Origin of the sequence: Hymenobacter crusticola, from assembly GCF_002154225.1 — a bacterium.
Taxonomy (GTDB): domain Bacteria; phylum Bacteroidota; class Bacteroidia; order Cytophagales; family Hymenobacteraceae; genus Hymenobacter; species Hymenobacter crusticola.
On record NZ_MTSE01000015.1, the window covers coordinates 24,759 to 39,643 of the forward strand.

General features: G+C 50.2%; 9 protein-coding genes. 1 reads left to right on the forward strand and 8 read right to left on the reverse strand.

Annotated features, from left to right (window positions below; genetic code table 11):
- Window positions 1-7: 7 nt before the first annotated feature.
- The 8 genes from BXP70_RS21165 to BXP70_RS21205 form a co-directional block, all read right to left on the reverse strand.
- A complete protein-coding gene (locus tag BXP70_RS21165; protein WP_086596124.1) occupies window positions 8-1,018 on the reverse strand; it encodes a sugar kinase in 1,011 nt (336 codons plus the stop codon).
- Window positions 939-2,423, reverse strand: coding sequence for a glucuronate isomerase (gene uxaC / locus BXP70_RS21170; protein ID WP_086596125.1), 1,485 nt, complete (start codon window positions 2,421-2,423; stop codon window positions 939-941). Before uxaC ends, BXP70_RS21165 begins: the two co-directional genes overlap by 80 nt.
- Window positions 2,424-2,538: 115 nt before the next feature.
- Window positions 2,539-4,191 (reverse strand): UxaA family hydrolase, encoded by a 1,653-nt coding sequence (locus BXP70_RS21175; protein WP_086596126.1) that lies wholly within the window; start codon window positions 4,189-4,191, stop codon window positions 2,539-2,541.
- The gene (locus tag BXP70_RS21180) at window positions 4,192-5,715 is read right to left on the reverse strand and encodes a tagaturonate reductase (RefSeq protein ID WP_086596195.1); all 1,524 of its coding nucleotides are present in this window, start codon (window positions 5,713-5,715) and stop codon (window positions 4,192-4,194) included.
- A gap of 26 nt (window positions 5,716-5,741) precedes the next feature.
- A complete protein-coding gene (pelA, locus tag BXP70_RS30595; RefSeq protein WP_245849706.1) occupies window positions 5,742-7,799 on the reverse strand; it encodes a pectate lyase in 2,058 nt (685 codons plus the stop codon).
- Window positions 7,800-7,825: 26 nt separating this feature from the next.
- The gene (locus BXP70_RS21195) at window positions 7,826-8,164 is read right to left on the reverse strand and encodes a cupin domain-containing protein (RefSeq protein ID WP_086596127.1); all 339 of its coding nucleotides are present in this window, start codon (window positions 8,162-8,164) and stop codon (window positions 7,826-7,828) included.
- A gap of 2 nt (window positions 8,165-8,166) precedes the next feature.
- Window positions 8,167-9,948 (reverse strand): RagB/SusD family nutrient uptake outer membrane protein, encoded by a 1,782-nt coding sequence (locus BXP70_RS21200; protein WP_086596128.1) that lies wholly within the window; start codon window positions 9,946-9,948, stop codon window positions 8,167-8,169.
- A 19-nt stretch (window positions 9,949-9,967) separates the two neighbouring features.
- Window positions 9,968-13,219 carry a SusC/RagA family TonB-linked outer membrane protein gene (locus tag BXP70_RS21205; RefSeq protein ID WP_086596129.1) on the reverse strand — a complete coding sequence of 1,084 codons (3,252 nt, stop codon included), beginning with the start codon at window positions 13,217-13,219 and terminating at the stop codon, window positions 9,968-9,970.
- 565 nt (window positions 13,220-13,784) lie between these two features.
- On the opposite strand from BXP70_RS21205, the gene BXP70_RS21215 reads away from it, so the two are divergent.
- Window positions 13,785-14,837, forward strand: coding sequence for a LacI family DNA-binding transcriptional regulator (locus BXP70_RS21215; protein WP_086596131.1), 1,053 nt, complete (start codon window positions 13,785-13,787; stop codon window positions 14,835-14,837).
- Window positions 14,838-14,885: the final 48 nt, after the last annotated feature.

Sequence of the window (14,885 nt, forward strand, 5' to 3'; positions counted from 1 at the left end):
TAGAACATTAGCGCAGTAAGCGGCCGGAGGTATCTCCTCCAACTACTTGCTCCACTTCGGCAACAGTCGCTAAGTTGACGTCGCCATGAATGGTATGTTTGAGCGCCGAGGCAGCAACTGCAAAGGTGAGGGCTGCCTGCTCAGTGGGGTAAGTTAGCGAACCATAGATAAACCCAGCAATAAAAGCATCTCCTCCCCCAATTCGATCGACAATCGGGACAATGTCGTACGCCTGCGTTTCGATGTACTCCTGGCCGTTGAACATGATGCCCGTCAATCGATTGTGCGAGGCGCTAAGCGTTTCACGATTGGTAGCAATTACTTTCTGTACCTGCGGAAAACGTTGTACCAGCTGCTTTGCAACTGACTCGAACCGATTTGAAGTATCAGCTTCGGGTTTGATACCGAACAAATCGTCAGCATCGCCCTCCGTGCATACAATCACATCGCAGCCTTCTACCAATTCGGGCATTACGTCCTGTGCCTTCTGGCCGTACTGCCATAAGTTGCGGCGGTAATTCACGTCTGCCGAAACGGTGATACCTAAGCGGCGCGCCACCTTAATTGCGTCGCGGCAGGCTTGTGCTGCTGTGGCTGATACCGCTGCCGTGATACCCGTCCAGTGAAACCACTGGGCATCTTTCAAAATTTCTTCCCAATTGAGCCACTCGGGTTGTAGGTTCGCGAAGGCCGAGTTGAAGCGGTCATATACGATCTTACTAGCTCGCATCGAAGCCCCTACTTCCAGAAAGTAAAGACCTAGTCGTTCACCACGAAACACCGTGTGCGACATGTCAACCCCGAGCCGTTGGAAGGACTGCGCCGCAGCCTGACCTAGCTCATTATCAGGAAAGCAAGTAACGTGGGCGGCCGGGATACCCAGCCGCGCCAACGATGCCGCTACGTTGGCGTCGCCGCCACCATAAGTTATTTCAAGACTATCCGTTTGTATGAATCGGTAATTCAGCGGTGGCGATAGCCGCATCATGATTTCGCCGAACGTTACCACTTGCTTCATTCTCGAAACCAAAGTAGGCCTTGGCATTGCCGTAAGAAATGTTCTGGATAATCTGACCGATCCAAGCTAGGTCGTCGGGTAGCTCGCCGTTTTCCACGTCGGTACCGAAGAGGTTGCACAGCACCCGGCGGAAATACTCATGGCGGGGATAGGAAAGGAAGCTGCGCGAATCGGTGAGCATGCCCACAAACCGGCTCAGCAGACCCATATTCGAAAGAGAATTTATCTGATTCTCCATGCCTAGCTTCTGGTCGAGGAACCACCAGCCGGAACCAAATTGAACCTTACCCGCCACTGAGCCGTCGTTGAAGTTACCAATCATGGTAGCTATCAAGTCATTATCAGCAGGGTTCAGGTTATAAATGATCGTTTTGGCAAGCCGATCCTGCGAATCGAGGCGGTCGAGGAAAGTCGAAAGGGCACGGCTCTGGGGGAAATCACCGATAGAGTCCCAGCCAGTATCGGGGCCTAGCTGCCGTAGTGCGCGCGAGTTGTTGTTGCGCAGAGCACCTAGGTGAAACTGTTGCGTCCAGCCCTTGTCCCAGTCCATTTCGGCCAAAGCAATGAGGATGGCCGACTTAAACTTCAGAACTTCGTCGTGCGTCAGGGCCTGACCGCCACGAATCTTGGCGAAGATGTCAATAACTTCTTCGTCGGTGTAGTCAACGGCGTAGATCTGCTCTAAGCCGTGGTCCGACAAACGGCAACCTAGCTTCGCAAAGTAGTCGTGGCGGCGTTGTAAGGCAGTTAATAAGTTGCCGTACGTATGGATTTCTACGCTAGCTGAGGCAGCTAGCTTATCTAAGTAAGTATTGTAAACGGCAGGGTCTTCTACCGCCATAGCCTTGTCAGGGCGGAACGTTGGTAGTACCCGAATGCCAAATGGCTCAGCAGCAATAGCGTGGTGGTGCTCCAACGAATCGGCTGGATCGTCGGTCGTGCAGACGGTTTCCACCTTCATCTTCAGCAGCAGGTTGCGCACTGAATATTCTGGCGTACGAAGCTTCTCATTGCAGGCATCATAGATGCGACGGGCGCTGCTGCCATCTAGCAGCTCTGTGATGCCGAAGTAGCGCTGTAACTCCAAGTGCGTCCAATGGTAAAGCGGATTCCGCATGGTATACGGTACTGTCTCCGCCCACTTCTCAAATTTCTCCCAATCGGAAGCGTCGCCGGTAATACAGCGTTCGTCTACCCCGTTGGCACGCATGGCGCGCCACTTGTAGTGGTCGCCGTAGAGCCAAATCTGCGTTAGGTTCTCGAACTGCTTGTCTTGGGCAATTTGGTCGGGAGGAAGGTGGCAGTGATAATCGATGATGGGCATCTGCTTAGCAAACTCATGGTAGAGTTGCTGGGCCGTATCGGTCTGCAGCAGGAAGTCCTCGTTCAAAAAAGGCTTCTTCATAATTGGTAAAATTAGGGGCGAAGCTCCTCCTTCGCACTAGTTCGGAAAGGTAGGAGCTTGCGCGGAAATTGCTTCCCCGTAGTCTCCTGCAATGTGGCTATTTAAAGCTGGGATATTACAACGAGACTCCCCGTTTCCAAGGAATAAAGTCAGTTTGTCCGTGGCGCACGGCGCTTACCTCTTCCCCACTGGCAACCCGTACCACGTATTCCAGGATCCGCTGCCCAGCCTGCTCGATGGTTTCTTCGCCGTCGATAACAGTACCAGTATTCACGTCGATGATATCGGGCATGCGCTTCGCTAGCGCCGTGTTGCTCGAAATCTTCACTACGGGCACAATCGGGTTACCCGTGGGCGTACCTAGGCCAGTGGTGAATAGCACTAGGTTAGCACCTGAGCCTACCTCGGCCGTTGTCGACTCAACGTCGTTGCCGGGGGTGCACAGCAGGTTCAAGCCGGGCTTCGTAACTAGTTCCGGATAGTCGAGCACAGCTACTACGGGTGAGGAACCACCTTTGCGGGCAGCTCCGGCCGATTTCATGGCATCGGTAATGAGGCCGTCACGAATGTTACCAGGTGAAGGGTTCATATCGAAGCCCGAACCAACAGCAATGGCGCTGTCGCCATACGCCTTCATGAGGCTGCTGAAACGCTCGGCCGTTTCGCTGTCGACGCTACGGTCTACTAGCTCCTGCTCTACCCCGCACAATTCGGGGAACTCTGCCAAAATCACGGAACCACCTAGGGCAACCATCAAATCGGACACATGCCCCACAGCTGGGTTGGCTGAAATACCTGAGAAGCCATCCGAGCCACCGCACTCCAAACCAATTGTCAGTTTGCTGAGTGGCGCCGGTTGACGCTCACTTTTGTCAGCTATCATTAGACCAGCAAACGTTTGGCGCAAGGCCTGGCTTACAAGTGCCTCTTCGGTGCCTATCTTCTGCTGCTCCAAAATGTAGAGTGGCTTGTCGAAGTTAGGGCTACGCTTGTTGATTTCATCTTGCAGCATGCTCACCTGGGCGTTCTGGCAACCTAGGCTAAGCACCGTAGCACCTGCTACGTTGGGGTGCGTGATATAGCCAGCAAGTAGCCCACACAATGACTGTGCATCTTGGCGGATACCGCCGCAGCCACCTTCATGCGAAAGGAAACGAATGCCATCCACATTGGGGAACAGTCGAGGCCGAGCAGCCGCGTTGTCTGCGCTGCGCAGATCGGTAGCCAGAATTTCTTCTACTGTCTTGCCCGATTGCATAAGCGAGATAAGCTCCTGCGTCTGCGGCTGGTAGCTCTTGCGGCGAGCGTAACCTAGGTCATTGACCAAGGCTTCTTCCAAGACCTGAATGTTGCGGTTTTCGCAGAATACCAGCGGAACGACCAACCAGTAGTTGGCCGTACCCACGCGTCCATCGGAGCGGTGAAAGCCCATAAAAGTCTGCTCCTGCCAGTAATCTACATTTGGTGCATTCCAGCTCCGGCGCTTCTCTTGGTGCTCGTCGTAGCTGTTAGTAGCATGCTGGATGTTAGCCGTCGTGAGCAGGCCACCTAACTGAATGGTATGCCGGGCCTTACCAACAAGCACACCATACATGGTAATAGAGTCGCCAGGCTGTAGGGCTTGTAAAGCTAACTTATGCTTAGCGGGTATTTTTTCCGTGGTTGTTACGGTTGTACCATCCCACGTTACTGGTGTTCCAATTGGCAAATCGGTTAATGCCACCAGTACGTTGTCGTCGGGATGGATTTTGGCTACTAAATGCTTCATCTATTTTACGAGCGTCGTTTTATTGAAATAAGCAGCTACTGTTGGGTAAGCGCCATTTTCCAGCATCTTTTGTAAATAGTCACTCACTTGCTTCGCAAAGTCAGGCAACTGGGTCAAATCGTGTCCCCATAGCGACTGGTTGGACAACACCGTATTGACTAATTCCTCTGCTTCATGGTTTGCCCAAATGTCAGCAAAGTAGGCAGCCTTATCATCCTGAATGACATACTCACCCCCATTGGCTTGGCCATACCAAGTAGCATCACGTTGTTCAGTGCCTTTCATGAACAGCAAATAGGCAGCAAAACCTAGGGCCATGCACTCTGGCACAGCATTAAAGCGCTTGTAATAATGCATCAACGTAGGAATGTTGCGCATCTGCATCTTCGCGGTGTACTGCATGGTAATGGCTAGCCAGCGGTGTTCCATGAAGGGATTACGAAAGCGGTCCATGACTTGCAAACCAAAACGCTGGGCTACTTTTTCGTCTACTGGATATGGAATGCCGGGTAGCAAATCAGCTAACATCAGGTTGCTGATAAAAGTACCCACCGTATCGTTTTCCATTGCCGAACGCACCGTTTCGAAGCCGCTCAGATAGGCCAAGCCACAGCTCAGAGTATGCGTGCCGTTAAGAAGGCGGAGCTTCAACTCGCGGAACAGGTTAATATCAGGCTGAATGACAATGCCCTTATCTACCTCATGAAACGACAGAATGGATTTCACCCGCTCGTCGCCCTGAATAGCCCATAGTAGAAAAGCTTCTGACATGGTGAGCAAATCATCTTCGTAACCTAGCTGCTCCGTGATACCGCGATAGGTAGCCTCGTCGGGGCGGCCGGGTACGATCCGATCAACTAAGGAGTTGCAGCAGGTATTCGCCGCTTCCAGCCAATCCATGAACTCGCTTTCAAGGCCATTGCGGTGCGCTAGCTCTAGCAGGATCGCCTCCAGTTTGCTGCCGTTATCTGGAATTAGCTCCGTTGGTACAATCACTAGCCCCTTCGATTTGTCGCCATTGAACGCTTGAAAACGCGCGTACAGGAAAGCCAATAGCTTACCTGGGAATGACTGAGGCGGCGACTGCCGGATATCATCGGGCACCAGTTGAATGCCTACCTCTGTCGTGTTAGAAAGAACTACCTGCAGTTCCGGATTGGCAGCGCACTTCAGAATTTCCTCCCACTGACTTTTCGCTGACAGTACCCGGCTAATGGCTGAGCATACTACGTTCTCGTCTACTGTTTGACCATCTTCAACACCGCGGACGCATACCGTATATAGGCCATCCTGCCGGTTGAACGCTTCGATGTCACCTCCATCCGTTGACTTCACCACCACGATGCGGCCATTGAATATGCCTTGGCGGTTGGCTTTATCGATCAAGAAATCAGGCAAGCCGCGCAGCAGCACACCAGTGCCAAACTGTATGACTTTCTCGGGCAGCTCGAACAGCTTTTCCTCTGGTATTGCTACAGGTGCTTTGGCCAGGCTGGCCGCAATAGAGCGAGATAAATGCTTCATTTTGTAGATTGACTCTTGTGCTTTGGTTACAGTTTGCTGCTGCCTTTTTCCCATTTTTGCTGCCAGGCAGGATAGTCTTTGGTCAGCAGCTTTTCAGGCCAAGTACCTACATAGAGGTAGCCAGCCCGACGTTCGTTTTCTATTTCAGCTAAGGTATTTTTCTTCTCTGAATTACGACCTACATAGATAGGCTTATTTGATTCTAAATCGTAGAACCGGGCCCAAAGAGTAGAGCCAGCCTCAGCAACAATAACCCGGTCGCGGCCGGTTGGCTGCTTCGGATCGGCGATATCCTTCACGGCTTGGTTAGGCATCTTCACCGCATTCAACCAGGCCACTGCGCTATCAATAGCCTTGCGCACTTCCGGCGTAGGGTTGTCAACTCCCATCAAAAATTTCACGATTTCAACGGTTTCGTCGCCGCTCAACGAAGCTAGCTCGAAGGCTCGGGCTTTAGCGGGCTGCAGTGTTTTCTCGTCGTGTTGGGCGCACCAGGCCGTGAGCTTTCCATTTTGCACATACTGTGTTTTTAGAATACAGTCGACGCCACGCTCTACAGCTAGCTTTGCTTGTGGCACCAACGCCCGATCGACGAGCGTAAAATCTCCTTTTTGTTCGACTAAGTCCCGCAGCACCAATAAGGACCGAATCATGGCGTTGTCGTTGTAGGTGATCTGATGCCGGTAAAGACTATGATCTGGGTAGTATTGCGGAAAGCCACCATTCGGATACTGCATCTTTAACAGATAACGAATACCGTTCTCCGCGGCACTGCGGTACGCTGTATTGCCTGTGCGCTGAGCTGCCGCTAATAGGTAGCGTATTTCCCGAGTGGTGGCATTGTTATCAATAGTAGCATCGTCTTTTCCGGCATCCTTGCGCGTACTAGCTTTCTCAGCAGCCGTTAGTGGGTGCTCATAGCTTACCTTTTGGCCGTTCACTGCTTTGGGCCAGCCACCAACGCTGCGCTGAAAGACTAGCATGCGTTCGGCTACGGAGTCTTTAGTTAATACCACTGGCGCCGGTGCAGCCACTGCGGCAGCCTTTTTATCGACATTCCAGCGTCCCCCGAAGGTCCAATTAGCAGTAATTTGTCTTGGGTTGGGTGTGCTTTCTGCTTTATCCACGTTGTCTTTGTGCCAAGCATAATCACCGCCTTTCCGGTGGCAATTGTAGTAATACACTCGGCGCCCCCATAGGGGAGTACCAGGGCCCGACTTCGCATGATAGATGTCAGCATCAGCCATGTTCTTCGGGAACTTGCAACCTATCAGGTAGAACTGTGATTCCCGATGATAGCGACCTAGCTTAAAGTTATCGTCACCTTCGAAGGTGCAATTCTTTAGAACGCTCTTCTCGTCTTTACTGCCTGAGCCATCATGCCAAATTGCTGCTTCCATGTTGTGACAAATAAAGCGGCAGTTCTCAGCGTAAGCCCAACCACGCGGGCAGTAGAAGTCAACCCCACCTTCCATCGTGCAGTCAGCGAAATAGTACAGGCCGGCTTCTACATCCCAAGGGCTAACAGTGTCGCCACCTAAGGCGCGAAACGTGCAATGGCGAGCAATAAGCCGGATCGTACCTGCCATTGTCCGCAATGCCATTTGATGCCCGGTTTTGCTAATGCTTTTCTTTCCCCCCGAAGCAGTAGGACAGTCGATAGTTACTTCACTCGTAGCATCAAAGCCGTAGCTATTAATGACGGTGAGCTTTTCCAAGGTCACATCGGGGCTGTTACGCATGTTTAGCGTTGCTACTCCCCAATCATTGGCGTGCGATTCAGGGTTACAGTACCAAGCATCCCGGGCTTGTGCATTGGTCAATACAACTCCTTTTTCACTTTCTCCTTCAAGGATTAGGTTACTCTTCCCATCAACAAATACCTTTTCACGGTAAGTGCCATTCTTGATGAAGATAGTCCGTGGCTGTGCAGCCTGAGTAGGTAAGCTGTTGATTGCTTCCTGAATGGTTCGAAATGCTCCCGAGCCATCCGCAGCCACAATAATGCGTTGAGCCTGAGCCGCAGGAATAAATCCTGCGGTCAGGCCCAAAATCAAGCATAACAGTTTCCAAAACTGCTTCATGCGTTTGTATTTACTAGCTCAGCGGATTACACAAAATCCTCGCGCATCGGATTGAACACATCTACTAGGACACCTGCCTCTTGGCAAACTACCCCATGCCACACGTTAGAAGAAGCGAGGAATGTATCTCCTGCTCGAAGCACTCGCTGTTGCCCATCTACAGTGGCTTCAAACACACCACTTTCCACGTAAGTAATCTGTGTATGCACGTGTTGATGAATAGCGCCAATACTACTTGCTTCAAAGGCAACTTTCACCATCATCAGGTCAGCGTTATAGACGAGGATCTTGCGTTGCACACCTCCACCTACGTTTTCCCACGATAGGGAGGAATCTTCTGAAAAGGAGGTTTGGCTACTATCCATTATTAATATCCTGGGTTTTGTACCAAGTTGGGGTTTGTTGTAATAGCTGATGCTGGAATAGGGAGCAACTGTCGGTTGGTCGTATAACCGGAGGCAATGTCAGCGATTCTGGCCTCCGTAATAGACGAACGCCAGTTCACGTTGGTGGTACCCGCTGGCTTAGTAGCCGGAGTCGGGCGATAAAGCGACCGAGAGTATTTTGCTTGACCGTTCACAACAGTGTAATACATCACCAATGGAATCTTGGCATAGGGGCTAGATGCCGTTTGGTCAGCTATCCAAGCTCGCATGGTGGCTTTTGCCTCTGCAAGCTTTGTTCCGAGCAGATTCCAGCGAATGAGGTCATACTTGCGAATACCTTCGCCCCCAAATTCTACGAAACGCTCGTTAACAATAGCATTGAAGAAGCCTGCTTGATCTGTCGGGGGGGTGCCAGCAGCTTTTGCGTTTGCTTTAAACCCACGCAGACGCACCTCCATCAAAGCTTGTGTAGCAGTAATTCCGTTGTAAGCTACTGTCGGCCCAGCCAGGTCGTTTTGTGCTTCCGCAAACATCAACAACACGTCGGCAAACCGGATGAGGGGCCAGTTGTAATTTAAGCTTTGTACTGACACTGCTGGAACCAATGGCAACCGCCAGTCGCGGCGGAACTTGCCATCGTACATACTGATCAGGGTAGTAAGCGCTTGGTTATCGGTTGAGCCGATGGTGTAAGGCGCGATTGTTACATCACGGCGTGTATCCAGCGAATCGAAAGCATAAAAGTAAGTGGGTAGTACTGTCACGGCGCCGCTTGACTGGCCATACTTCGGTGAAGCCGTGATACGTGGACCGTTGTAATATCCTAACTTACTATCTGAAGCTGCACTAGCGCCACCCATACCTACCTGGAACATGATTTCGTGAGCAGCTTCAACCCGTAGCTCATTGATGCTCCGGAAAGTTTCTTCGTAGCTAGCATTAAGTGTGTGCTGACCACGGTTAGCCATTAGCTCAGAGCACTCATTGCGTGCGATGGTGTAGAAGTCCTTATAGTTGCTAGGACGGCTTACTTGACCATTTTGGCGCAGTGAATAGCCTCCGCGGTACATAGCAATACGAGCCCGCAGGGCTTTCACAGCACCTTTTGTGATGCGCTCATCACTGGCAACCTCCGAACGCCAAGGTACCAACGTTTGAGCCAAAGCTAGATCATCCAGCAAGTGATCAAAAATCACGTCGCGGTCAGTTCGAGGCAAGTTGAAGTCTTGGCCCGTTACTGAAGGGGTGCGTGGTTCTGGCACGTCGCCCCAGTTACGTACTAGTTCGAAGTAATATTGAGCCCGCAGTGTTAGCGCTTCCCCATGAATACGTCTGACGGCTATCATATCGGTACCACTGTTATACTGCGTCATCTCCGGGACGTATTTGATACAGAGATTAGCTCGCTCAATACCTTGATACAACTGGTTCCAAGGGTTGAGTACTTCTGCATTGGTGGTAACGGACGTGTAGCGGGCAATACCGCGACGACCTGAACCAGCGTCATCCCCTCCTTGGCTGCTTTGCATCTCATCGGAGTCGAAGGGATAATAAGAGCTAAGGCGGTTGCCATAACCAGCATCACCTGACAAAGGGTCGTAAGCGCCAATTATTGCGCTAGTAGCGCCGCTTACGTTGCTGAATATCGTTTCGGGCGTGTCAACAGCCGTTGGGTTAACTTCTAAGTAATCTTTGCACGAGCTAACGCCTAGTGAACCGGCAATAGCTGCGGCTAGAAAAGTGGGACGAAATATGCGTTTCATAATAAAGTAGCCTTAGTAATTAAAAGGATAGGTTCATACCGAACAGATAAGCTTTGCTGCGGGGATAGGCAGCATAGTCAACGCCAGGAGTAAGCGGTGTACCACGGCGGGTATTAACCTCAGGGTCAAAGCCACTATATTTTGTGAATGTGTAAAGGTTGTTCAGCGTCACGTAGAAACGAGCTTGAGAAAGCTTGATGCGCTGCGTGATGGTTTTCGGCACAGTATAGCCCACCGTGACGTTGTTCACGCGCAGGAATGAGCCATCCTCAATTGCCCAAGAATGGGGGAAAAGCTGGCGAGCTGGCGACCAGATTTTAGCATTTTGGTTCAAACGACGTGAGGTCTCTAGGTCCGTGATGATGGCACCGTTTTCGTCAATCGTGCGGTACCGATCTTTCATGATAGCTAGGCCATTGCTAAGCTGGGAGTTAGCAAGGAAAGATGTCAATTCAATTTTGTTGGCGTTGTAGACATCATTGCCATACACGAAGTTCAAGAAGACACTGGCATCGAAGTTCTTGTAGTTGAACTGTTGGTTCAAACCACCCGAGAACTTAGGGTTAGCATTGCCTATAACGGTGCGGTCTTGTTCGTTTACAGTGCCGTCACCGTTCACATCTTTCAGCTTGATAGTACCTGGATTGACCTCTGTGCTGCTGTAACCCGTTACACCTTTGTCGCTAGCAACACCTGTTTTCAGTACCCACCTAGCCTTGCTGCTGTCATAGCCTTCGAAGTCATCGGCAGTGTACCAGCCATCAGTTACATAGCCGTACATTAAACCTACTGGCTTACCAACTGCGACATAGTAGTCAGCGGCAATAGCGGTGCTAGCCCACCCGGAGTACTGTAGGGGTAACTCGCTCAAAGGCCCTAGGCTCTCAACCTTATTCCGGTTGAATGAGATATTTGCGTTAGAGGTCCAGGTGAAATCTTTCCCTTGGATGACCGTACCGCTAGCTTGTAGCTCCAAGCCTTTGTTTGAAGTTGCACCAATGTTAACCAACTGAGTTGCATATCCCGAAGTAGATGGGATAGCTAGGTTCAGCAGCAGGTCGCGCGTCTTATTGTAGTAAGCATCTGCCGTGAATTGAACCCGGTTGTTGAACAAGCTGATGTCTAAACCTAGGTTGCGCGATACTGTCGTCTCCCATTTCAGATTTGGGTTAGCCAACGTCAGTGCTGCCGAACCAGGAACAATCGTATGGTTTACAGCATACTGAATATTGCCACCAGTAGTGAAGAGCGGATCGTACAAGAAGTCGCCGATGCGGTTGTTACCGGCCAAGCCGTAGCTCAAACGCAGTTTCATGTCCGATACAGTATTGCTGATCGACTTCATGAAATCTTCTTGCGAAATGCGCCAAGCAAACGAACCAGCTGGGAAGTAACCTACTTTGTTGTTCCCCTTGAACTTAGACGAACCGTCGCCGCGGACTGTACCAGTGAACAGGTATTTGTCTTCATAAGAGTAAGTAGCACGAGCAAAGCCTGACAGTAAACGATAGTCAGAAGGAACGCTGGTGGTAGGAGCAGGCTGCTGAGTAGCAGGTGCGGCAGGGTCGCGCTGGTTGATGTTGTCGAATGCCCGATCAGCTGTAATCTGCAGTGGCAAGTAATAGCTCAGCACGTTTAGAGCTGTTGTCCGCTGCTGATAGATTTCATGTCCTAACAAAGCATCCACAGAGTGCTTGCCCTTCTTAAAGGAGTAGGTCAAGACGTTGGAGTTGTTAAAGGTTACCTGCTGGCTCGTCGTTATACCTAGGAAAGGCAAGCCAGAATAGTTACCACCTCGGATTGTAGGCGAGTATTGACCGTTGAAAGTATCTGTGCGGTTGTTTGTATTGTCAAAACCAACTGTCGAACGGAAGACTAGGTCCTTCGTGAAGTTGTAGCTAGCGTTAGCGCTCAAGTTGAAAAGGCGACGCTTGTCTTTGCGGTATTCATTTTGGATAGTCAGGACTGGGTTCGATAACGAACCCGAGGCCGCGAAGAACTCATCATCTACGTTCAGGTTATTGGGATCCACTGAACCTGGTAGTAGCGAAGCAAATGGTAGGTAGACAATTGTGTTCCGCAGACGAGTGTTTGTCGTGGAACTGGTGCCTTGCGAAGAAGTGCCCGAACCTGTAATTGACTGGTCTAAGAAGCGAGTATTGAACCCATAGCGAAACTTGTCGCTAGCTTTGCTATCGAAGCGGAAGTTTACCAAGTTTCGTGTGAAACCTGATTGAATCTGGATGCCATCTTCATCATTATGGGTCAGGCTCAAAGAGTATGTTGTACCTTTTCCGCCACCCGAGATAGACAAGTTGTGTGTTTGCTGGAAAGCATCGCGACCGAATACTTTGTCTTGCCAATCGATGAATGGAGCTGTTCTTTGAAGAGCTAGTGTATCGCTGGTATAGTTGCGAGTACCAAAGCGGCTTTTAAATGAATTCAATGCATCAGCTCCTGCAATGGCTGAGCGCTCATATGCATAGTCCAAGTAGTCGGACGTTTTTAGTACGTCAATCGTCTTGGTAATATGACGGAAGCCTGCAAAGCCATTATAGCTCACGACAGTCTTGCCTTCACGACCATTTTTGGTCGTAATGATTACTACACCGTTGGCGCCACGAGCACCGTAAATAGCAGTAGCCGATGCATCCTTAAGTACATCTACTGACTGAATATCTTGGGGAGACAGTACAGACAACGCATTTTCTACTTGCACTCCATCCACAACGTAGAGGGGAGAGTTATCTTGCGTGATGGAGCCACCGCCCCGTACTCGCACCCGAATATCAGAGCCAGGCTGTCCTTCGGAGGCGGTTACTTGCACACCTGCCAAACGGCCATTCAGCGCTTCCGCAGCTGAGTTAACCGGGACGTCTTTAATTTGCTGTGCGCTAACAGATGACACTGAACCGGTTACATCACGCCGTTGCACTGGTTGATAGCCAATTACAACTACATCATCAAGAGCTTTAGAGTCAGGCGACAGCTGAACATCAATTTTTGTCTTATTCCCAATCGGAACATCTTTAGACACAAAGCCAATATAGCTGAAGCGCAAGGTGGCATCTCCTTCGGGAATGGTCATGGTGAACATACCTTCCGAGTTCGTAGTAGCACCGATAGTTGTTCCTTTTACTACGACCGTAACGCCTGGTAACACCTCGTTCTTCTCTGTTGAACGAACTATGCCCTGAATGGCCCTCTGTTGTGCTGACGCAAGCAATGCAGCGTGTAGCAGCAATAGCAACAGCAATAAATGTTTTTTCATAAAATAAGAGAAGGGTGTGGGACTAGGTTAAATTGATTTGCTTTGAATGGCTGGCCTCCATATAGTCAAGGCCAGCGTTAGTCAACAGATATTGGCTAAGTAAAACGTCCAGTCCACCTTTGGTAAGTAGGAACCTAGTGCTCCAGAACGTAGAGTTGACAATCAGCAGCACGGGCAGTTTCAGAAGTAGCCTTAACTAAATCGTTAGTAAAATCAGCTGATTCGAATAGCAGAAAATAGATAAACTGAAGTTTTTGATCGTCAGACTAAGTCACCTGCAAGCCGAACTACTTTATAGACCTTTCGAAAGGTTCAAGCAACGTGCCAACAACGGTGAGGAAAGTTTTTGGTCAATAAGATTAGTCTCTCAAAAAGAAAAAAGGAAGAATATTACTGTTTTTATTCGTGCAATCGTTATCGGGAACGTTGCCACAGTAGGTCCCGTTAAAAACTTATTGCAGAAAAAAGCTGAATTTAGGGCCTCCTTCTTCTGACAGAGTCAAATGTCAGTAGGGTTTGTACTTTCAGATTATTGTACTCTACCTAGCTTTCTACCGTCCGTCAGTTGAGTAACTTCACCATAAAAGATATTGCCCGGGAGCTTAATATCTCGACGTCTACTGTTTCGCGGGCGTTACGGGGCAGCTACGAGATTAACCCGGAGACAAAACGCTTGGTCATGGAATGTGCTGAGCGCTTTAACTATCGACCAAACCCTATTGCACTTAGTCTAAAGGGTAGTTCGAGCCGCGCTATTGCGGTTATTGTCCCCCAGATTGCTAATTTCTTTTTTGCCCAAGCTATCAATGGCATTGAGGCTATTGCCTATAATCGTGGCTATCACGTTATTATCTTTCAAAGCCATGAATCGTACGAGCGGGAAGTAGCGAACGTCGAGCAATCGATGGATCGGAAGGTAGATGGTCTTCTTATTTCGCTTTCGAGTGAAACGGACAAGGTAGATCATTTGAAAGAAGTGCAACAGAAAGGACTACCGCTCGTGCTCTTCGATCGGGTCTCACCAGAGCTACAAGCAACGCAAGTAGTTGCCGACAATTTTGCTGGTGCTTTCGCCGCAACTGAACACCTGATCAAGAGTGGACGCAAGCGCATCGCTCACCTGACAATTCCGCCGTGGTTATCTATTACGAAAGAGCGGCTAGCGGGCTATCAAGCAGCGCTGGAGCGTTATGGCTTGCCTTACGATGAGCAACTTATTCGCTATGGCACTTTTGGGCCGAACGAGGTAGGTCCCATGGTAGATGAACTCATGGCGCTGACGCCTGCCCCAGACGCCTTCTTTACGGCGAGCGACCGGTTGGCCGTAGGTTGCCTTACAGCTTTGCGTCAGCGCCATCTTGCCATTCCACGCGATGTTTCGCTTATCGGATTTACGAACTTGAATGTCGCCGACCTTCTATATCCGTCTTTGAGTACAGTCGTGCAGCCGGCACAGGAAATTGGGCAAGTAGCGGCCGAACGGCTCATTGACTTGATTGAGCGCAAACAGAAAGCCGCGCCAATTAACACTGTAAAGCTTCCAACGGAGCTAGTTATCCGGGAGTCGTCCAGCCGGATGGGAGAGTTAAACTCTTTATCGTACTTAGATCAAAGCTAGGAAGGCAGCTAGCCTTGTACATACTAAAGCCTCTGCTACCTAGGTAAC

Bases quoted from the DNA above. Each gene is read 5' to 3' on its own strand.
- BXP70_RS21165 (WP_086596124.1), bottom strand. From the start codon at position 1,018: ATGAAGCAAGTGGTAACGTTCGGCGAAATCATGATGCGGCTATCGCCA.
- uxaC (WP_086596125.1), bottom strand. From the start codon at position 2,423: ATGAAGAAGCCTTTTTTGAACGAGGACTTCCTGCTGCAGACCGATACG.
- BXP70_RS21175 (WP_086596126.1), bottom strand. From the start codon at position 4,191: ATGAAGCATTTAGTAGCCAAAATCCATCCCGACGACAACGTACTGGTG.
- BXP70_RS21180 (WP_086596195.1), bottom strand. From the start codon at position 5,715: ATGAAGCATTTATCTCGCTCTATTGCGGCCAGCCTGGCCAAAGCACCT.
- pelA (WP_245849706.1), bottom strand. From the start codon at position 7,799: ATGAAGCAGTTTTGGAAACTGTTATGCTTGATTTTGGGCCTGACCGCA.
- BXP70_RS21195 (WP_086596127.1), bottom strand. From the start codon at position 8,164: ATGGATAGTAGCCAAACCTCCTTTTCAGAAGATTCCTCCCTATCGTGG.
- BXP70_RS21200 (WP_086596128.1), bottom strand. From the start codon at position 9,948: ATGAAACGCATATTTCGTCCCACTTTTCTAGCCGCAGCTATTGCCGGT.
- BXP70_RS21205 (WP_086596129.1), bottom strand. From the start codon at position 13,219: ATGAAAAAACATTTATTGCTGTTGCTATTGCTGCTACACGCTGCATTG.